Raw genomic sequence first — 19000 nt, 5'->3', positions numbered from 1 at the left:
AGGCTGTCCATCCTCCTTAATACATATCCCTGATTCCTAGTGGGAGCTCTCACCAAAGGAATAGGGGTATGTGAGGCTAGTTAACTTTCTGACCTCTTCCCCCAAAAGGCGGGGTTCCTATAGGGTTCACTAATCTATGGTTTACCACCTTCACTCCCACCACTACATAGTTGGTGGGTGCCTTTAAAACCCACCCTACTCTATTCGTCCAGCGGTAGACCTAAGGCCTGATCTTCGGCCACTATCACCCTGGATTCGGGGACTTCACTGAACCTTATAACTTTCCTATCATCAATACTTCCATGATAGAAATCGAGGAAAGTCAGGGTATATACAGAATTAGAATAAACCAACCTCTGACACCTGTGGATTTCCCTTTCTCAGGGACCAGGTCATCCATGCCCTTGGAGTCCCTGGGTTTAAGTATTAAAGAAGGCAACCCTCTTACCTTAATTAAACCCCTCCACCTGAAGGAGCACGTGGTAGGTCTTGGAGAGAAGGCGTTTGAGCTTGACAGGAGGAGAAGAAAGTACGTAATGTACAACGTTGATGCTGGAGCTTACAACAAGTACAGCGACCCGCTGTACCTCAATATCCCATTTTTTATTACAATTTATGGTGGCGAGGCTACGGGATACTTCTTCAACTCAGCCTCTAAACTAGTCATTGATGTTGGGCAGAGCGAATATGACAAAGTAAAGGTTGAAGTGCCAGAGGGGGAGCTGGAGCTCTTCGTCTTCCAAGGACCTAAGATTAAAGATGTCCTAGAGAGGTACTCAAAACTGACAGGCTTACCTTACTTACCACCAAAGTGGGCCTTAGGTTACATGATCTCCCGGTTCTCTTACTTCCCACAGGAAAGGATCATTGAGATGGTAGACGCCCTCAACAAGGACGGTTTCAAGGTAACAGGGGTTTTCCTGGATATCGACTTCATGGATAACTTCAAACTATTCACTTGGCACCCAGAGAGGTTCCCCAATCCCAATAAGTTGATAGAGGAACTTCACTTGAGGGATGTCAAGGTAATCACCATAGTGGACCACAGCGTGAGGGCGGACCAGGGATACGACGTGTTCCTATCAGGGCTGCAGGAGGGCGTCTTCTGCGAGACCGAGAGGGAAGACCTCTTCGTGGGCAAGCTCTGGGCAGGGAACTGTGTCTACCCAGACTTCTTTCAGGAGAAGGCTAGGAAATGGTGGGAGAATTTGATAGCAAAGTGGACGTCTCAGGGCATAGACGGAATATGGTTGGACATGAATGAGCCCACGGACTTCACCAAGTTGTTTGCGTTGAGGGAGATTAAGGACTGCTTTAAGGAGAGCCCTTTCCATTACGTCTTCCCACACGATGTAGTTCACACCTTTAAGGGAAAGAAGGTGAAACATGACAAGTTGAGAAACGCTTATCCCTACTATGAGGCAATGGCAACCTACGAGGGTATGACCAAAGTAAGCTCTAAGCCGTTTATCCTGAGCAGATCAGGTTTCGCGGGAATACAAAGGTATGCAGGTGTGTGGACAGGGGACAACACCTCATCCTGGAACCAGCTCAGGCTTCAACTCCAGTTGGTATTGGGAATCTCAATCTCTGGAGTACCTTACGTCGGGATCGACATAGGGGGATTTCAAGGAAGAGAGTTCCCGGAGATAGAGAATTCGCCTGAGATACTTGTGAGGCAATTTCAACTGGCGTTGTTCTTCCCTTTCTTTAGAACTCATAAGAACAAGGATGGAGTGGATACTGAGCCAATTTACCTCCCTTCCTTCCACAAGGAGAGGGTTAGGAAGGTCTTTGAAACTAGATACAGTTTCCTTCCCTATATTTACTCCTTGGCCGAGGAGGCGCATCGTACAGGTCACCCTATAATCAGACCTCTATTTTATGATTTTCAAGAAGACGAAGACAGCTACAAGGTGGAGGATGAATATATGGTCGGGAGTCACGTACTTTACGCTCCCAACATATCACCTTCAGAGGAGAGATACGTTTATCTCCCGCCAGGAAGGTGGGCTGACTTCTGGTCCGGAGAGGTTATGCAAGGCTGGGTGAAGACAAGGGACGAACTTCCAATATATGTGAGGGAGGGTTCAGTGTTACTGCTCTCAGATGGGGAAATTGTCCTGTTCGGAGAGGGGAGGACCAAGGTGGACAACGTTCTGGTGGAATACACTGGTGGAACGCTGAGGTTCAGCGCCCCAACGTTAGTTAGGTCTATAAGGGTATTGGGTAAAGGAGAGGTCCTCGAGGTCGGAAGGGAAGTAAACGAAGTCAAGTTGTAACGTCTATTCCTTTTTGTCTTTTAGCTTGAACAGCATTTCATTTAACTTGTCCATGACAAAGGAAGGACAAGCCTGGCCCTTTAGGGCGGGGAGGAGGTCAGTTAAAGGTTACTATACAAAACTATCAACTATTTAGGACAAACTTCGGTAAACAGTGGAGAACAGGTTGAGACGCATGTTTCCATCTTTATTCAGGTAAATTTTCAAGAAAGAGTGTTTACTTCCCAACACTTATCAGTATTGTTTCAGCTCTTTGGGATGAAATCAACTTTTACCCTAATCTAGAGGAATATTGGTTTAACTTAACTTTAGTTCTAAAGTACTATAAACTTTAAAACAAAGTTTTTATGCGGGAATTCCCCACGGCTATAGTGGGTTGTCTCATGGACATGGTGACGCGTAGATGATTCAATCTGTCCCTATTTCAATCCTCCTAAACGTCGTTCACGGCTTTTCATCCCTTATTTACTTCGGTGCTGTAATGTTATTCGGTGCTGTTTTCGCTCCGAAGTTGTCCAAACTTTCAGAGTCCACTCTGTTTGAGTTAATGAGGGACGTCTTCCCATCTGTGTTAAGCTTCGCCGAAGCAGTGGGGTTGTTGACTATGGTTTTCGGTGCAGGGGAGTTTATACACTACATGATAGGTTACTATCTTGAGGGCGGAATGGGGAAGGTGTACCAAGTAATATTTGGAACTCCATGGGGAGCCAGCATCTTCACAGGGGCGATAACAGGACTAATTGGCTTTCTTGTTGGAGTAAAGATAGCGTCAACATTTGAGTCAATGTTCAAAGCATACAGGTCCTCCGACCCTAGGAAGGCCGATGATCTGAAGGCACTTAAGGTTAAACTCAGGTTCTACTCCCTAGTTGGGATGGTATTCCTCACCGCAACGGTCCTTCTCATGGTTATTGCCGTGTCCTTTCTACCCTTACCCCAATGATAAAAGAGCGGCTGACCTTGTTTATCACGGGTGGAAGTTACCATAACATCCATTCCTCCTACCTTTAGGACTGGGCTCACACCGTAGTCATTGGTGAACTCGCTGGGATATATGAATTCATTTAATACTATTTATATGATAGCACCTAAGTGTAATCACCTGTGACAGACGCGGATTATATCCTGAGAGGGGCAAGCTCAGACCAGAGACGTGTGCGTTTTCCAACTAGTAGGTCGGGGTTACTTTAAGGGGCGGAGGATGAAGGAAGACCCGCTTGATTCCCCTGAAGCCCAAGGGTTGAGGATTGATATCAAGTTATATGAGACCCGATAAAACCCAAACCCCCATGAAACTGTCTAATACTCGCTAAGAGTACCCTTTTTCCTAGACCTGTCAAAGGAAAACGTGTAAAACCATATCCCGAGGGTCAATAGAACTACGTTAAACATCAAAAGAACTTCTATTACTCCCTTGACGTCCATCATCCCGTATCCGTCTAACATGCTCATCCTTAGTCCCTGAAGGGCCCAGGTCAGTGGTATCGCTAAGGTCAAGTCCTTAATCCAAGACGGTAAAATGGAAACGGGAAATACAGTACCCGTCATTAATGTAGTGAAGGCTGAGAAGAAGAAGGATATAGGATTTCCCTGCTTCACCAGCATGGTAAACCCTGCAGATATCATGGAGAGCCCTAGGGTTGAGGTCAGTAGCAGGAACAAAATCAAGAGGGTCGCTATCCAATTTACCTTGTAGTCTACACCGAGGAGATACCCAATCCCTAGAGTGACTCCGGCAGTGACCGAGTTTATGGTGAAACCCCATAGTGCAGAATACAACAGAAAAGAGAGGACGCCCCCATCAGACAGCACGTAGTACTCCACAGTGCCGTACACCTGTTCGTTCCTTAGCCTCTGGCTAATTGTTGTTACGGTAGAGGAAACGTACCCTTGAAAAGCTAACCCTATCACTATGAACGCAGTGTAGTTTGCTACTCCCACTGACCTCACCAAGCTACCCCCTAGAGAGGTACCCACGAAGTAGTACGTGAATACAGGTAGCACCCAGGACAGGACGTTAAGCACCATTTGGGTCTTATAACTGCTCCAGATCCTGAAACCCCTGAGGTAAACGTAAGCGTAAATTTTGTCTAAAAGGCCCATTTCCTCCCTCCTCTCCTTCTGTCCCTGTAAGAGTCCCACTCATCAGTTAGATACACGAAGGCATCCTCTAGGGTCGCCTGCTCCCTTCCTATCTCCTCACCTTCCACTTCCATTTGATGGGGAACCCTTAATAGGAAATAATCTCCCAAGGAGGCTACTACATACTTCCTTAAGTCCGGTGCAGGGCTCTTGGCTTTGATGACTTTTATTAATCCGACAGCCCTCTTCAGTTCATCTGATGATCCTTTAGCAACGACCTTACCCCTATTTAGGATAACCACTCCTTTCGCTAAGTCTTCCACCTCAACCATGTTGTGTGAGGTTAACAGGATCGTCTTCTCCTTGCTCAGGGTCTGCACCAACCTCCTAAATTCCCTTGAAGATATGGGGTCCATTCCCAGAGTTGGTTCGTCCATTAGGATAACTTGAGGATCAGTTAGCAGTGCCCTCGCCAGGGCAAGTTTCCTGGCCATACCTGTACTGTACTTCATGTATGCTACGTCCCTCCACTCCCATAGCCCAACTAACTCCATGAGCTCCTTTGCGGCAAGTTTGGCCTGAAAGACGGAGAGTCCCCTAATTGTACCGAAAAACACTAGGTTCTCCAAACCTGAGAGTCTGTAATAAAACGCCCTTTCGCTTACCGTCATCACTCCCAGAATCTTCCTCACTTCTTTAGGGTTCTTGACTACATCGAAGCCATTCACCGAAACCGTTCCAGAATCTGGAACTATGAGAGTGGATATTATCTTGAGAACTGTTGTCTTCCCAGCCCCGTTGTGACCCACTATAGCCTGTATCTGCCCTCTCTCCACTTTGAATGTGACGTCATCAACTGCCGGTATTATCTTATTGCCAACTACGAAAGTTTTGCTCAAGCTCTCTACAGAGATCACAGCCTCTCCCCCAACTCCCTATGGATTTGTCTTAGCCTCTCCTTAAGGTCTGGGGTGAGGATGTCCCAGTTGTCTAAAATGAACCTGACGTTATATTCCAGGTCTTTGAGAGAGACCTCGACGCTCCCCAGAGGTGTCAACAGTTTCCTCCCCTCATCGGTTATCTCATAGAACTTTTGTGCCCCCTCAACCTTAGCCACCTTGATTAGTCCTTCAGATTCCATCTTATCCAGTGCAGGGTAAACTGCCCCCGGTGAGGGTCTCCACAGCCCCTGGGTTATCTTTTCGATTTCCCTTATGATTTGGGCCCCCGTCATATGACTCCTCTTTTCCAGGACTGTTAGAATCAGGTTGGAGAGCCCCCTTCTCTTGTGCCAGTGATAAGACATTGATATCTATTTTGATATCGATTCAAGGGATAATAAGGGTTTGTATATCAGTCCATGTAGAAGTTTCCTAGAGAATTCTAATACACTGAATTAGCGTACGTGGCTTAAGCTATACTAATTTCTATCTTTATTATTTATAATGATTAGAAATAGTTACTAAATTTATGTTGAGGAGTTAGACATCTTTAGGGGCTAGGCCTTTCTCGATGAGCATGAGTCTTCACCAATATGTTCTTTAAAGTTAACTAATACCTTCTTTACACTATTTACTATCATTTTGTATGATCATAAGACTCAAAGGCTAGGGATTTTCGACGGTCCTGGAGGGTAGTTTTAGTATATTACGTCTCAGATAAAGACCTAAAAAAAGTTCAGCTTTTACCAAGATATTTTATTGTAGTAGTGCTCTATTTTGTCCTAAAGATAAAATAGATCTTAACCCAATTTCCTTGAAATAATACAAGATTTTTTAAACTCATTAACCAATAAATTAATGGAAGATGAGGATTTCTATACATGGCGCTAAAGGAGGAGTGGGAAAGACAACGATCTCCATAACGCTAGCGTTAATTTTGGCTGAGAGAGGTGGAAAAGTAGTTCTTCTGGACAGGGATAATATAGGATTTGCTTCTAGGATCTCAGGAATAGAGGATAAAGGTTTAGTAAAAAGTATAGTGGAAAAATCAGAGTCTGATCCCACATTAACCGTGAAGGTTGGAAAGGGTAGGGTTACTGTAATCAAAATGTTGGGCGATGGGCCACGATATGAACAGTACATCCAAGAGATATTAAGGGATGACAGTCTGAAAAGGGCCTTTAATCTTAAGTACAGTCAGATACTCAGGTCAACTGAATTCGATTATTTCGTGGTCGATAATCCGAGCATGCTGCAATTCCAGGATAGTATAGTTAAATTAGATCTCGACGTTTTTCTCTCCTTGTACCCTAACGTGGAGATTAAGAGAGTTTACGTCTCAGACTCATCCACTCTTTCCATATGGCAGACAGTCAAATACGCTAAGTTAGCAGAAGAAGGCTTTCGTATTGGGAGTGCCCTAGGGCTAGTAGTTAACATGGTCCCGCCAATGATGGAGGAGGCAAAGGAGAGGGAAGTGAGGGAAGCCTTAGAAAAGATTGATATCCCAGTAGGAGTCATCACACCTTTCTACGATCCTTTGTTTCAATATAACGGCGAATTAACAGAGTTTCCCATTCTTCCTCAACTGAGATCCGTTCCAAATTTGTTGGAGAGAAAGTTCAGGAAGGACGAGAGGATCATCATTAGATGAGGATATTGGGGAGCCGTGATAAGCAGTTTCAGTGAGAGAATTAAGTTTACGTAACTCCATATTGACATTCTACACGACAGAAATGGTCTTACCCCAGATGTGGGTATGTATCTCGAAAGGGGGTAAGATAACTTGAGATGTGCGGGTTCCCCCACTTAGGTGATATCCCATCAAGGTGGGTTGGGGTTACCCCGCTAATGGGGTGGAGGAGGATGAAAGCGAAGAATTCGCTCGACTCCCGTGACAAGGATTGAGGGTTGATATCAAGCTATATGAGATCCTATGAAACCCAAACCCCGAGGATGGTAGAGAAAAGTTAACTATGAGCTCCGAACGTTAGGGGGTTACAAAGTTAAGGAAGGCCTCACCCTTTGTGCAGGGAGGAAGTCAGAGAAGTCCGAGTAACCTTAATTACTTTGATGATTAAGGGCTTGCATGCAAGTAGTGGATGTCCATGTGCATTACCACATTTATCTAAAGACGATCCCCCCTCATTGCAGAGAGTTCCTTAGGAACACTGAAGGAACGTCGTTTAACCTGAGACATGACAATGTGGAAATATCTAAGGTCTTGTTAGTCCCATCTCATCCGTGCTGGAGCATGGACTGCTCTGACGGATTCGATGTTGATTATGAGGTCAGGAAGACAAGCGACCTCTTCATGCAGTGGGGAGAAGTTAACCCAATAACGTGTGACGTGGAGAGGGAACTGGAGAGGCAGTACTCCAAGGGGATAGTGGGAATTAAGCTTCACCCAGTCCATCACGCCTTCAGTCCAAACTCCTATAGACCAGAGGAGGGTGCAAACGAGAAGTTAGGCCTCATTTACAGGTTCGCAGAAGAGAAGAAGCTTCCACTCCTCGTTCACACCGGGACCAGTATAGGGGTGGGAAGCAGAAATAAGTATGGCAACCCGATCCTCTTAGACGACGTTATCAAGGACTTTGACGTAAAACTTATACTTGCACACGCAGGTAGACCGCTCTGGTACGATACGGCGTTCTACCTCGCCAGGAACTACTCCAACGTTTATCTCGAGATATCTTCCATTCCGCCGAGGAACGTGCTTAAGGTTCTCCCTAGACTCATGGAAATTGAGGATAAGGTATTATACGGAAGTGACTTTCCAGCCTTTAAGGGGCAAGATCTGGCCAGATATGCGTGGGAAGTTTATCAGTACGTGAAGAGTGAAAAAATTTTGAACTCCAACGCGAGGAAGATACTCTCAATACGTGAGTAATAAAATGAGGATAAGGGGAGACCTTTAAGTAGGTTGAAATAATCTAGGCCTACCGAGTTCAGGGTTGTTTGACCACGACTTGTACTTTGCTATGGCATCTCTATGGCAGTCCTGAGCGACTTTAGACGGTAGGTTGAACTTTTGCCTTAGTAATTCATAAGTACCCTTGTGTGTATTTTTAACAACTTCTCTGGTCTGTTCTCTCTGTCATGAATTGAAGTTTAACTAAGGGAGGAGAAAACAGCTCTTTAAACGGAAGGAGTAGACTTCAGGGGTACCTGGGACAAGTACTATAAGAAGTGTAAAGGGGAGTTTGACGTTGATCAACAAGCCTTCTGCAGAAGGATAACGAGGGTTGGTCGTCCTCCTTTTCCTAGATGAAGAAAAGGAAAGGTTTTTCCACCCTTCATCATGCAAATTTCACTACCAGGTTACTGGAAAGAGGAAGTCCTAGTCTTTAGACAAGGTCGTTATTAGGTTGATGAGGAAAGGGGTGTCTTAGCACTCAGGGACTGTGTTGGAGATGCAAGTCTCATGGAGACTGGACGCTCTGGTACACAAGGTAGGCTAAAGGTTCACGTTATCGTTTAGCCAAAACGTTATGGGAAATAGGTATCCCAACGGTCTACCTGGGCTACCCTTACTCCACCTCTCAGGATATGGGTAATAAATTAGCTTCAAACATATTCTCATGCAAAGCTAATGGAGGCTATCGGGTTCAAGCTTTACGAGTGGCACAAAAGCGTACTTAGTGGTCGTGCACAACACTTCTAGGCTTCGAGCTTATCATGAGGTTGAGGAGGGGAGGAAGCCCAGGGGAGTGCTTAAGTGCCCTTAAGGTCACAGACCACACAGGGACTTCAACATGCTCCCAACACGGTAAGACATGGATAAAGAAGGTTGTTGACTTGTTGAGGAGGCCCCTCTTTCCTGGTCTCTTCAAAGGGCTAACCCCTCAACGGGGAGTAACGCTTAAGGCCTCGGTAGAACCCTCGTCCTTTTGGTGTGAAGGAGGTCAGAAACCAGTGTACCTAGTACTTCTTTGCCCACAACCAATCAAGCGCATAAAAATTTTCTTCAAGGTCCTTAAATATCTCCTTTCGTGTTAGGATTATATGCGTTCAAACTCTCTAAAGTTAGGCCTCGCTGTCCTATGTATACTCGGCATGATCATCTCTTCATATTTGACCTATGAAACTTATTCCGGGTCCATTGACAATGGATATTGCAACATAAATAGCTACATAAATTGCGGTAATGTGGCTTCAAGCGTTTACTCGAGGTTTTTCGGTATCCCAGACGCTGTACTGGGAGTTTCCTGGTTTGTTTTGATGTTAATCTCTGGGCTATTCAGGAGGGATCTGTTACTGTACATTTGGATATTGGGGATTACATTCGTTGTCTACTTGATGTACACTGAGATTTTTTTGATCCATTCAATATGCATATTCTGCACCTCCGCTCACGTATTGGCCTTTTCAATGGGATACTTCGTCCTCAAGGGTAGAACCTCTTGATGGAACCCTGATCACACACGTTCAAAAATGGAACTGTAAGGCAAAACAGATCAGTGATTCATCCTTAAACCAAAACGCGAGTTCAATTAAACCCTCACCCCACTCAGCTGATCCGGGTGACGTTTTCGATAGGAACAGATGATGATGTAGTCTTTACTTACCTCCTCCCCGCCCTAGAGGGTTCTCCTAAGTCAGCTCACGGGTTTATGGTTTACGCCGTTAAAATACTCCTATACTTCGGTGTTCCATACAAAGTGGTAGTTGCAGAGGTATTTTACGTGTCTACTTGACTTGTATTCTACACTTTAGAGTATTCAGAAATTGTTCAAAAATGTTACCCAGCGTTAAAAGGCGAGGCTTACCTTTTCATTCTCAGGTGTACTATGCTCAAACCAGTCAATTCTTACATGTAGGTCGTAGTGTAGCTCTCTTCGATAAATTGAGTTACGGTCTATAATGTTCTGCAAAGAATTTCATGATCTTCCGCTGGGCGTTCCTCCAATGGTAAAGAAACGTTACCTTACTGACCCCCAGTATTCTTGCCAAATCCTCTGCCTCCACTTCCCTGGGGTACTCAAGGTAACCCCTGTTCAGGGCTAAGCTGAAGGCCCTCCTCTCCATATCAGTGAGGAAGGGGAATTTCGGTAAGTAATCCTCTACCAGGAAAGCCGACACTTCACCTATGGATGAAAGCATGCCCCTGACCTCGTTTAAGGTCGTCTTTCCGGTCACAAAGCTCCACGTCTCCTCCCCTGCAACATTGTAATTTCCCAAGATTAGTACTTCCATGTTGTAAAGGATCCCTGCTACCGACCCTTCATAAATATTTAAGAAGTCTATGAGGCTGTACTCCTTAGCTTCCAGAACCCTGTTCACTTTCTTGACTGAGTTGTGCCCTCTGAATTCCCTTCCAAATTTCCCTGATGGCGCAAGGAGCCAGCTCCTCAGGTAGCCCTTTTCCGGGTAGACCTCCAGGTTCAGAGTAACTGTTCTATCTTCTATATCTGATGTCCAACAGTCCTCATGTTTCAAAGTTATTGTAACTTTCTTTAACTGCATTTTATATATCATCGTAGTCTCCCTTTTTATCATTATCCTTTATACCTTTCAATATGAAACTAGTTTAATATAATGGATTAATTGCTTAGGGAAGAGCTCAGGTCATGGCTGAAAAGTCCGTTAAAGCGGGGGAAATAATTGCTAGAATGGATAGAATACCCATCTGGTCTCTCTCCTACATTTTTATAGGAATATTAGGGATGGGGTTTCTGTTTACCTTTTTTGACATCTTCGATATCAACGTCTCGTTCATTCAGACCGCATTGACAATATTTCACGTAACTTCTCCTTCATCTCCTGAGATAGGCGTCTTGCTAGGTCCTGCAGTCCTGCTAAACTTGGTAGGTTATATCATAGGTTCCCTTTTCCTGTCTCCAATGTCTGATAGAATAGGGAGAAGGAACATGTTAATGATAACTATGGCAATCACGGGTTTAGGTAGCTTGTATAACGCTCTGTCAAACGATTACCTCAACTTTATCTTAGCCAGAACCATTACCGGGATAGGGGTCGGGGCCGACCTAGCAATTGTAAACACCTACATAGGAGAGGTAGCCCCAGTAAACGGAAGGGCGAAATACACTAGTTTTGTTTTCCTCTTCTCAACGATAGGAGCCGGTCTAGGTCTTTGGCTAGGGTTGCTCCTAACTACACCCCCTGCACCTTTCCCTCTTGGATTGCCCTTCGCCTTGGGCGGTTCAGGCTTCCTGGCCGTAAACGGATGGAGGGTAATGTACGGTATTGGTGCACTTTTGGCTCTCATAGGTCTGATCCTAAGGTTCAACCTTCCTGAATCTCCCAGATGGTTAATCTCCAGAGGTAGGCTCGAGGACGCAGAAAACGTAGTGAGATACATGGAGGCGACAGCTAAGAGGAAGATAAGAGAGCTCCCACCACTCCCATCTGTAATTCCACCGCTAGTGATTGAAAGGCTCTCCTACAAGGAGTCGTTAAAGGCCATATTTGGAAACTCGAGATACCTCAGAAGGTTAGCTGTATTGGTCCCAATGTGGTTCTTCGGCTACATGACGGTTTATGTACTAGCAGCTGGGCTCACCACCATATTAGCTTCCTTAGGCTATCCTCCACCTGAGGCAGGAATAATAGCCTCCTTCGGTGACATCGGTTTCATACTATGTGCCTTGACCATAATAGCAGTAGGGGACAAGATGGAGAGGAAGAGGTGGACTGTCATCTCGGTGTTGTTTACCATAATAGGAGGTCTCATAATAGCCCTGGCTAAAACTGACCTTCCATTATCTTTCATCGGATCTATGGTGCTGTTCTACGGATTTAACCTATGGGTTCCAGTCTCCTACGCATGGAGTGCGGAGAGTTTCCCCACGAGGGCAAGGGCTACAGGTTTCGCCTTAACCGATGGTTTAGGTCATATAGGAGGTGGGATAGGAACAGTAGTTATAGCCTCCCTGATTGCCTCCCTTGTAGCTGGTGGAATATCCACGGGGTTGGCAGTTGAGGTGTTCCTGCTCATCGCCCTATTCCAAGTCATATCAGCAGGGATAGCAGTGGGTTTGGGACACAACACAAGCAATAAGAGGTTGGACGAAATATCTCCATAGTGGTCCGGAATGGAATTAAACATCCAGGAACTCCTTAAGGAGGTGATGAGGAACTTCCCATTGGGCGTTGCAGTAGTTACCACAAACTGGAACGGGAAACTCGTAGGTATGACAGTAAACACTTTCAACTCCCTTTCCATGAATCCTCCCCTTGTTCTTTTCTCCGCCGACAGGACTAAGGGAAACGATGTCCCCTTTAGAGAGACGAAGAACTTTGGGGTGAACTTACTTGATAAGAAAGAGCTTCTAGATAGGTTCGCTTACCAACCAGTAGACAAGAGGTTCAACGACGTCAAGTTCTTCAGATTTCAAGATATTCCTTTGCTGGAGAACAGTTACGCCTACGTCGTCGCCGACAAAAGAGAGGTTGTTGACATTGGGGACCATTCCCTAGTAATAGGTGAAGTGATTCAGGCGAAGGTGCTGAGGGAACCTGAGCCAATCGTTTACTTCAAGAGGGACTATTGGAGGCTTATGAAAGATATTTAGTTTTATTTTTAAAGTAGGCTTTATTATTTCTAGTAAAGGTAAGGTCCTTGGTCTTTCTGGGAACACGATTATGGGATCCAGATCTTTTAAGCAAAATGATACAAAATGACGAGATAACACATCCTAAAAGGAGAGGAGCTGAAATCAAGAGGTGAGCAGACCTGCGAGGGAGTCACTTCCTACTAAGGCGGCGTAAAACAAGTTAGAGTCAGTATTTAATATCCACACTACTTACTACATTCATGCAATTCGAACCTGATTTCACCCTTCCCCTAACTAAAACAGGGAAGTCCCAGACAGTCTTCCCACCACCTTGGTACTATGGAGTTACGTATATCGCAGCGCACGTAAAGTTAGCAGGAGTTGGCAACCTCATCCCTGAATTTTTTAGGGCAGACGGTGAAGGTTGGGTCTACATAGCTGAATTCATCTCCACGTCGGAGCACAACTGGGATTTCATGTACAAGGAGCCAGACCTGGTGCAGTATATGGAAGCTGCCATCGGTCTAAAGGTCGAGTATGAGGGGCGGAACTATCTCTATTTTCCCTTTATGTGGGTGGACAAGGATTGGGCCCTTGTGAGAGGTTGGTTGGACGGATACCCCAAAAAACTAGCCAACATTAGGATGACCAGGCTGCATCCTCTACTTCCCAAGTACAACAAGGTAGAACCTGGACTGAGGTTGGGAGGATACGCTACGAGGGGAGGGGGTGTAATGGTAAGAATGGAGGTCCAGTTGAAGGAAAAAACTGACTCCCTCCCATTAAAGGACTTTGGGCCCTTGATAAACATAAGGAGATATCCTACTAGAGGTGATGGTGAGAAGGACGTATATGAAGTGGTGAGCAGGCAAAGGGACGAGAGCAAATACGGCGAAATCTGGAAGGGAGATGCTAAGGTCACCCTTGAAGGATATGTAAATGACGAGCTCGAAAACGTTTCAGTACAGCAGGTCTACGGCGGATATTATTATCCCTTGTACTTTAGGGTCTCTAAGACAATCTTGTTGAAGAGAGTAGAAAAGGTCCAGGTTCAGTCCTAATAGTATTAAGGTCTTAAAAAAGGTAAAGTGAAGGGATTTCATCGGTAAACTCCCCCTCTCTTTCCTACGGAGCCTTGGAATTTATGTACCTTATTTTTCATATGGGTCGTAATAAGCTAGTTCAATATCTCGTATTAATTACGTTAAATGATCAATTCTTATAAAATAGGAGAGTTAACTTTAAAATTGGGCTATAAACTCCCCGTTTAATGCTAATACAAAGGGAAGCTAAGGTGTCCCATGAAATAGGTCCAGTGCACACCATATTATCGGACCCAGCCTTCGTGATACCTAGAGTGCTCCCTCCAGTTAAAGTCATCGAGGTTACCGGTAACTCGTTTAAAGGTTCAGGTCAGCACTTTGTCTACCTGTTTGGGATATCTGGGACCGTCTACAGGGGAGTGGACATAACTTACGTCTTCTCCATTAAGGGGAATGGCACTGGAAACGGAAGGATAGTGATCAGCCCAGGGAGTCTCCTTAAATTTACCCTGGAATACGAGGGTTATATGGAGAGAAATTTGCGTCTTTTCTCAGCGTCCAAATGGGTGGATAACTTCCTGAAGAACCTAGATGAAGATATACGAATTGAAAGGATTAGGAGGAAGATCTAGCTGGACGGACTAGGGCGAACTCTAACTAGTTTGATGGAAGGTTAATTAAAATATAATATTACTTTAATTGCATGAACATCATAAACGTACTAAGGCTCTCTCACGTGTGTGTAAGGGTAACAGATCTTGAAAAGGCAGAGGATCTGTACGTAAATCTTCTCGGCTTCGTAAAGACCGAGAGGGATGGCGATTTCCTTTACCTAAGGGGTATAGAGGAAGGACAACACCACAGCTTAGTCCTGAAGAGAGCCAAGACCCCTGGGCTCTGTTACGTAGCGCTTAGGGTGAAAGATGATCTAGATAAAGTTAGGGAGATCCTACCCAACAGGTCTGTGAGGGTCAAGGAGAAAGGAGTGGAGGACGCGATCATGACGGAAACTCCAGGTGGAGTTCCCCTCTTAATGTACAGGGACATGGAATACGTCGGTGACGTAAGGCTAAAGTTCTACATGCACAGGGGAGTGTCCCCAGTAAGGCTAGCCCACGTTAACTTTGTGGTGAAGGACCTTGACAGGGAGCAGTTGTTTTTCGAGAACCTCGGCTTTGTGGAGACTGAGCGTTACCTGGACCAAGATAGGAAGAAGTCAGTGGTTTGGCTCACAAGGATAGGTTACTCTCATGAGATAGCCATAGCTAGGTCCAACAGGAACGTCCCTGGATTCCACCACGAGACGTATTACGTTCACGACGTGAGGGACGTAATAAGGGCGGCAGACCTGTTCGCATCAATGGGGTATTGGGATAATATAGAGAGGGGTCCTGGAAGACACGGTGCGACTGAGGGGTACTACATCTACTTGAGGGATATGGACAAGAACAGGTTCGAGTTCTTCAGCCAGGACTACCAAGTCCAAGACCCGGACAAGTGGAAGCCTGTTGAGTGGACCCACGAGCAGTTCAAGTACAGGAGCGACTATTGGGCTAGACCTATACCTCAGAGCTGGCTCAACGAATGGCAACCAGTCGAAGGTATGGACGGAGAGATTAAGGGGTGGGAGCAATGATCAGGAAGGGTTTAGATTACCTAAGGAACATAAGGGAACACCAGCCCGTGACTTACTACGAGGGAGAGGTGGTTAAGGACGTCACGGAGCACCCCGCTTTCAAAATTCCTGTAAACACGGTCGCTAGCTATTACGACCTTCATTGGAGGGAGGAATACAAGGATCTTAGGGTCTACAATAGAGACGTAGGAGAGGAGACAAGCGTAACTCTCGTGAGGCCCAAGAGCAAGGAAGAGCTGCAGAGGTTAGGCGAAGGTCTGATCAAGATCTACGACTATTATAGGGGATACTTCGGGAGGAGCCCGGATTACATGAACCTATGGACAATGGTGTTCTATGCACACGCGGAGGACTACTTCGGGAAACACTTCGGCTCCAGGTTCATGGAGAACGCAGTGGAGGTCTACAAGGAGTCCACCAAGCGAGATCACTTTTACACCCATGCTATTGTGGCTCCAATGTACGATAGGAGTAGGCCTCCCTCCCAGTGGGAGGATCCATTTATCCAAATTGGGGTAACTGAGGAGAGACCTGAAGGGGTCGTCGTGAGAGGGGCGGCCATGATATGTACGGCAGGGCCTTACGCTGAGATGCTCTGGTACCTACCCAACATGAGAAGGGATTCTGACCCTAAATATGCCATATACTTCTCCATCCCCACTGACACCAAGGGAGTTAGGTTCATAGCCAGGAGGGGCTTCCAGCCTAGGGAGGGGGGTGAGTTCGAGTACCCAATATCTTCAAGGCTGGACGAAGGCGACGCGATCCTAGTCCTGGACAACGTCCTAGTCCCTTGGGACAGGATAATATTTTACAGAAAACCAGAGCTCATAGAGGACCTGATGTGGCACACGGTGAGCCTTAGGGGATGGTTTAACTGGCACTTCATGATACAGCACTATTCAAGGCTGAAGTTCCTGGCAGGTCTGGCCATGACAGTCACTGAGGCTGCAGGGACGAGCTCGTTTATTAACGTCCAGGAGAAGATAGGAGAGATCCTCCTGTATGTAGCGCTTAACGAGGCAGCTTTCTACGGTTCCATAGCGAGGGCACAGGAGCTCCCCAACATCGTAAGACCAGACCCATACATGTCGATCTCAGCGAGCCACTTCAATATGAAGGCTGTGCCTAGGGCCAACGAGATACTCAGGCTGATCACTGCTGGAGCTTCAATACCCATACCTGCTGGTGCCAAGGACTTCACAAACCCCGAGGAGAGGGCTTACCTTGAAAAGTACATGGCCATGAAGGGACTGGATGCGCTGGAGAGGGCGAAGACTTTCAACCTGCTATGGGACGTCATTGGGTCTGAGGCAGGAATGAGGTATGAACAGTACGACAGGTTTAGCAGGGGAGACCCAACCATCCGCTGGGCTCAAACCTATACTGAAGTGTTCAGGGACAGGAAGGAGCAGTTCGTCAAACTAGTCAAGGAAATACTGGATCAGATGCCCAACCCTAAGGCGTGATAGTTTTAACGTGAATGTATCTCAAGCTAGACCATTTTGGTCTTTAATCCAAATAACAACCTTTGAGAAGTTTTTTAGAACTTTTCGAGGCACTCAAGGTTAACCTAACAAAATAACATTCGAAATCAGAATACCGAGACGTAGCAAAATAGTTAACTTTTCAAGCTCAAACGTCCACCTCTATCCATCCACCGTTGTCCCTAACTTGGTAGGTCTTTAACCCGAGCTTCTCCTTAGGGGCATCCTTTGCTACATAAGGTGGTTCCAGCATAGCGCCAGTCTTGAGGTCGAACACAGCATCGTGGCACCTGCATTTAACTTTCAAGTTCTCCGGATCTAAAATTCCTAGGATGCATCTGGCGTGGGAGCAGACCGCGTCCATACCATACAGGTTTCCGTTTATATTTGCGATAAAAACAACCTTGTCGTCCACTTTTACCGGTGCATAGCCCGCCTTTTCCAGGGCTTTTGAACTGATGGTTCTTTTCCACACCATGCGGTCCCCTTGTCAGCTAAACCCTTTAAGCTTTCAATTAATACAGTTATAAACGTACTTGATACCTAGCGAATCATTCATTTATAATTTCGCAGTAGTTAACGTTTAGGTGTAAATCACTGGGTTCTAGGTTTCGCTTACTGGGCATCTAATGGTTTTTTAACCTGGACGCTGTATAAATAATCAATGTCCAACAGACCATTAGTACTGGAGCTTGAATCTTTCTTCTCAGCGCTCTCAGATGAGACCAGACTCGAGATCGTGCTCTACCTTATGTCCAGGGATGGTGCTACCGTGCAGGAGATCTCATCCTCGTTGAACAAGTCCCAGTCCCTTGTCTCGCATCACCTCTCCTGTCTGAGGAACTGTGGTGTAGTGACTGTGGAGAGGAGGGGTAAGTTTTCAGTTTACGCACTGAACGGAGGGGGTGTGAACAAGATCCTCAATGAGGCTATTGAACACGTGAGCAAGCACAGCAAGTCTATTCTATCGTGCGAGATTGTAAGGGAGGAGGTTCAGGAGAGGGAAGGGAAGAGCAAGCCGACTCTCTCCAACCACCCCTAAAACCTGGAGAGCAGGGACATCAGCTCTGAAATGAACAAGCCCCTGTCTATTTCGTAGACTACATTGACGTTAGGTTCTCTACCCAATACGTTCAGGTAGTCGATGACTGTAGCCCCCCTAGTGAGACAGTCGCAGTTCTCGACATCAACGGACTGTCTCTCGACCCTAGTGGCTATGGAAGGATTTAAGGCGACCGCAGTGGTGATGAGGTCCGGGTGAGGGTTCCCCTTCATCTTTTGCTTGCTCATTGCAAATCCTCTATAGTGGGAGTAAAACTCAAGGTAAAGCTCGCTCATGACAGTTTTCATGTCCTTTATCCTATCCCACTCCTCGTTAACTGTATACTGGGTTATAAGGTCCCAGCTCACCATGGTCAGGTTAAACCCGGCGTTGAGTACGATTTTAGCCGAGTCTGGGTCGACCCAGAAGTTGTACTCTGCAGCAGGGGTAATGTTTCCCCTTCCGTAGATTGTCCCTCCCATGACCCAGACCGCCTTCACCTTTTCCACCAGGGACTTGTCCTTAAGGTAGGCCAAGGCCAGGTTAGTCAGGGGTGATATGGCCAAAAACTCCAGCTCCCCTGGGTACCTGTCAGCCGTCTCTAGGATGAAGTCTACAGCGTGCTTTTTCTCAGGCTTTGTCGTTGGCCTCAGCTTAGTGCTCCCGACTCCTCCCGACCCGTGGACGTTTTCAACAGTCCTAAAACCTTTGACAAGGGGTCTGGTCGTACCAGGGTATACCTTTACCGTGGAATTGAAGTACTTCGACCCAAATTCAGAGGCCCAGAGCGCGTTCTGAACTTCAACGTCGAAGGGAACGTTCCCCTCGACTATGGTTATGCCCTCCACCTGGACTCCCTTGTGTAACAAAAACAAAAAACTGAATATGTCGTCCTCAGCTGTATCGCAGTCTATGATGAAGCGCCTCATGAGAGGATATCCTCTTAGCGGTAGAAAAGTCTTCACTT

Annotated in this window: 20 protein-coding genes and 1 pseudogene; 12 read left to right on the top strand and 9 right to left on the bottom strand. The window is 46.1% G+C overall.

All coding sequences use genetic code 11. The annotated features are described in order from the left end of the window. The first annotated feature begins 302 nt into the window (after positions 1 to 302). Positions 303 to 2282, top strand: coding sequence for an alpha-glucosidase MalA (malA, locus tag GWK48_RS00185; protein ID WP_174628518.1), 1980 nt, complete (start codon positions 303 to 305; stop codon positions 2280 to 2282). A gap of 403 nt (positions 2283 to 2685) precedes the next feature. Continuing rightward, complete coding sequence (locus GWK48_RS00180; RefSeq protein ID WP_174628516.1) at positions 2686 to 3225, top strand: hypothetical protein; 540 nt, start codon at positions 2686 to 2688, stop codon at positions 3223 to 3225. Between the two features lie 356 nt (positions 3226 to 3581). On the opposite strand, the gene GWK48_RS00175 is transcribed toward GWK48_RS00180, so the two are convergent. From GWK48_RS00175 to GWK48_RS00165, 3 genes are read right to left on the bottom strand one after another with little or no spacing between them, the layout of a single operon-like run. Then, positions 3582 to 4385: an ABC transporter permease gene (locus GWK48_RS00175; protein ID WP_174628515.1), complete on the bottom strand. Its 804-nt coding sequence runs from the start codon at positions 4383 to 4385 to the stop codon at positions 3582 to 3584. Continuing rightward, positions 4373 to 5281, bottom strand: coding sequence for an ABC transporter ATP-binding protein (locus tag GWK48_RS00170; RefSeq protein WP_174628512.1), 909 nt, complete (start codon positions 5279 to 5281; stop codon positions 4373 to 4375). Before GWK48_RS00170 ends, GWK48_RS00175 begins: the two co-directional genes overlap by 13 nt. After that, positions 5278 to 5670: a PadR family transcriptional regulator gene (locus GWK48_RS00165; protein WP_174628510.1), complete on the bottom strand. Its 393-nt coding sequence runs from the start codon at positions 5668 to 5670 to the stop codon at positions 5278 to 5280. Before GWK48_RS00165 ends, GWK48_RS00170 begins: the two co-directional genes overlap by 4 nt. A gap of 500 nt (positions 5671 to 6170) precedes the next feature. Between GWK48_RS00165 and GWK48_RS00160 the strand changes: the two genes are divergently transcribed. Continuing rightward, positions 6171 to 6959, top strand: a complete 789-nt coding sequence (locus GWK48_RS00160) for a ParA family protein (protein WP_174628509.1) — start codon at positions 6171 to 6173, stop codon at positions 6957 to 6959. A gap of 435 nt (positions 6960 to 7394) precedes the next feature. Next, positions 7395 to 8198 carry an amidohydrolase family protein gene (locus GWK48_RS00155; protein ID WP_174628506.1) on the top strand — a complete coding sequence of 268 codons (804 nt, stop codon included), beginning with the start codon at positions 7395 to 7397 and terminating at the stop codon, positions 8196 to 8198. A gap of 567 nt (positions 8199 to 8765) precedes the next feature. Here GWK48_RS00155 and GWK48_RS11620 read toward each other — a convergent pair. Together GWK48_RS11620 and GWK48_RS00150 are read right to left on the bottom strand one after the other, a co-directional pair. Further along, on the bottom strand, positions 8766 to 8891 hold the full coding sequence (locus GWK48_RS11620) for a hypothetical protein (RefSeq protein WP_281359980.1): 126 nt from the start codon (positions 8889 to 8891) through the stop codon (positions 8766 to 8768). Positions 8892 to 8946: 55 nt separating this feature from the next. Next, on the bottom strand, positions 8947 to 9141 hold the full coding sequence (locus GWK48_RS00150) for a hypothetical protein (RefSeq protein ID WP_174628504.1): 195 nt from the start codon (positions 9139 to 9141) through the stop codon (positions 8947 to 8949). A 172-nt stretch (positions 9142 to 9313) separates the two neighbouring features. Between GWK48_RS00150 and GWK48_RS00145 the strand changes: the two genes are divergently transcribed. Beyond that, complete coding sequence (locus GWK48_RS00145) at positions 9314 to 9715, top strand: vitamin K epoxide reductase family protein (protein ID WP_174628502.1); 402 nt, start codon at positions 9314 to 9316, stop codon at positions 9713 to 9715. Positions 9716 to 9932: 217 nt separating this feature from the next. On the opposite strand, the pseudogene GWK48_RS11800 reads toward GWK48_RS00145, so the two are convergent. Both GWK48_RS11800 and GWK48_RS00135 read right to left on the bottom strand, forming a co-directional pair. Then, positions 9933 to 10017: pseudogene (locus GWK48_RS11800) on the bottom strand (IS200/IS605 family transposase); the annotation flags it as partial. Positions 10018 to 10159: 142 nt separating this feature from the next. Further along, positions 10160 to 10774 carry a helix-turn-helix domain-containing protein gene (locus GWK48_RS00135; protein WP_174628500.1) on the bottom strand — a complete coding sequence of 205 codons (615 nt, stop codon included), beginning with the start codon at positions 10772 to 10774 and terminating at the stop codon, positions 10160 to 10162. 104 nt (positions 10775 to 10878) lie between these two features. On the opposite strand from GWK48_RS00135, the gene GWK48_RS00130 reads away from it, so the two are divergent. The 6 genes from GWK48_RS00130 (at position 10879) to GWK48_RS00105 (ending at position 16973) form a co-directional block, all read left to right on the top strand. After that, a complete protein-coding gene (locus GWK48_RS00130) occupies positions 10879 to 12354 on the top strand; it encodes an MFS transporter (protein WP_174628498.1) in 1476 nt (491 codons plus the stop codon). Positions 12355 to 12375: 21 nt separating this feature from the next. Next, on the top strand, positions 12376 to 12843 hold the full coding sequence (locus GWK48_RS00125; protein ID WP_174632360.1) for a flavin reductase family protein: 468 nt from the start codon (positions 12376 to 12378) through the stop codon (positions 12841 to 12843). A gap of 242 nt (positions 12844 to 13085) precedes the next feature. Next, entirely contained in the window at positions 13086 to 13886 is an 801-nt protein-coding gene (locus GWK48_RS00120) for an acetoacetate decarboxylase family protein (protein ID WP_174628496.1), read from the top strand. Between the two features lie 209 nt (positions 13887 to 14095). After that, complete coding sequence (locus tag GWK48_RS00115; protein ID WP_174628494.1) at positions 14096 to 14500, top strand: STK_08120 family protein; 405 nt, start codon at positions 14096 to 14098, stop codon at positions 14498 to 14500. 77 nt (positions 14501 to 14577) lie between these two features. Then, complete coding sequence (gene hpaD / locus GWK48_RS00110) at positions 14578 to 15504, top strand: 3,4-dihydroxyphenylacetate 2,3-dioxygenase (RefSeq protein ID WP_174632358.1); 927 nt, start codon at positions 14578 to 14580, stop codon at positions 15502 to 15504. Next, the gene (locus tag GWK48_RS00105) at positions 15501 to 16973 is read left to right on the top strand and encodes a 4-hydroxyphenylacetate 3-hydroxylase family protein (protein WP_174628492.1); all 1473 of its coding nucleotides are present in this window, start codon (positions 15501 to 15503) and stop codon (positions 16971 to 16973) included. The genes hpaD and GWK48_RS00105 overlap by 4 nt, the downstream gene beginning before the upstream one ends. 166 nt (positions 16974 to 17139) lie before the next feature. Here GWK48_RS00105 and sdx read toward each other — a convergent pair whose 3' ends face one another. Continuing rightward, positions 17140 to 17469: a sulredoxin gene (gene sdx, locus GWK48_RS00100; RefSeq protein WP_174628490.1), complete on the bottom strand. Its 330-nt coding sequence runs from the start codon at positions 17467 to 17469 to the stop codon at positions 17140 to 17142. Positions 17470 to 17655: 186 nt separating this feature from the next. Between sdx and GWK48_RS00095 the strand changes: the two genes are divergently transcribed. Then, entirely contained in the window at positions 17656 to 18033 is a 378-nt protein-coding gene (locus GWK48_RS00095; RefSeq protein WP_174628488.1) for an ArsR/SmtB family transcription factor, read from the top strand. Here GWK48_RS00095 and GWK48_RS00090 read toward each other — a convergent pair. Further along, positions 18030 to 18962 (bottom strand): nucleoside hydrolase, encoded by a 933-nt coding sequence (locus tag GWK48_RS00090; protein WP_174628486.1) that lies wholly within the window; start codon positions 18960 to 18962, stop codon positions 18030 to 18032. The two genes, GWK48_RS00095 and GWK48_RS00090, sit on opposite strands and share 4 nt — an antisense overlap. Between the last annotated feature and the right edge of the window lie 38 nt (positions 18963 to 19000).

It is taken from the genome of Metallosphaera tengchongensis (genome assembly GCF_013343295.1).
Lineage (GTDB): Archaea > Thermoproteota > Thermoprotei_A > Sulfolobales > Sulfolobaceae > Metallosphaera > Metallosphaera tengchongensis.
The sequence above is the reverse complement of the archived record's forward strand: the minus strand, read 5'-3'. Positions and strand labels throughout refer to the sequence as shown.

Bases quoted from the DNA above. Each gene is read 5' to 3' on its own strand.
- sdx (WP_174628490.1), bottom strand. From the start codon at position 17,469: ATGGTGTGGAAAAGAACCATCAGTTCAAAAGCCCTGGAAAAGGCGGGC.
- GWK48_RS00090 (WP_174628486.1), bottom strand. From the start codon at position 18,962: ATGAGGCGCTTCATCATAGACTGCGATACAGCTGAGGACGACATATTC.
- malA (WP_174628518.1), top strand. From the start codon at position 303: ATGATAGAAATCGAGGAAAGTCAGGGTATATACAGAATTAGAATAAAC.
- GWK48_RS00180 (WP_174628516.1), top strand. From the start codon at position 2,686: ATGATTCAATCTGTCCCTATTTCAATCCTCCTAAACGTCGTTCACGGC.
- GWK48_RS00120 (WP_174628496.1), top strand. From the start codon at position 13,086: ATGCAATTCGAACCTGATTTCACCCTTCCCCTAACTAAAACAGGGAAG.
- GWK48_RS00095 (WP_174628488.1), top strand. From the start codon at position 17,656: ATGTCCAACAGACCATTAGTACTGGAGCTTGAATCTTTCTTCTCAGCG.
- GWK48_RS00175 (WP_174628515.1), bottom strand. From the start codon at position 4,385: ATGGGCCTTTTAGACAAAATTTACGCTTACGTTTACCTCAGGGGTTTC.
- GWK48_RS00145 (WP_174628502.1), top strand. From the start codon at position 9,314: ATGCGTTCAAACTCTCTAAAGTTAGGCCTCGCTGTCCTATGTATACTC.
- GWK48_RS00130 (WP_174628498.1), top strand. From the start codon at position 10,879: ATGGCTGAAAAGTCCGTTAAAGCGGGGGAAATAATTGCTAGAATGGAT.
- GWK48_RS00115 (WP_174628494.1), top strand. From the start codon at position 14,096: ATGCTAATACAAAGGGAAGCTAAGGTGTCCCATGAAATAGGTCCAGTG.
- GWK48_RS00105 (WP_174628492.1), top strand. From the start codon at position 15,501: ATGATCAGGAAGGGTTTAGATTACCTAAGGAACATAAGGGAACACCAG.
- GWK48_RS00155 (WP_174628506.1), top strand. From the start codon at position 7,395: ATGCAAGTAGTGGATGTCCATGTGCATTACCACATTTATCTAAAGACG.
- GWK48_RS00165 (WP_174628510.1), bottom strand. From the start codon at position 5,670: ATGTCTTATCACTGGCACAAGAGAAGGGGGCTCTCCAACCTGATTCTA.
- GWK48_RS11620 (WP_281359980.1), bottom strand. From the start codon at position 8,891: ATGAGAATATGTTTGAAGCTAATTTATTACCCATATCCTGAGAGGTGG.
- GWK48_RS00160 (WP_174628509.1), top strand. From the start codon at position 6,171: ATGAGGATTTCTATACATGGCGCTAAAGGAGGAGTGGGAAAGACAACG.
- GWK48_RS00135 (WP_174628500.1), bottom strand. From the start codon at position 10,774: ATGCAGTTAAAGAAAGTTACAATAACTTTGAAACATGAGGACTGTTGG.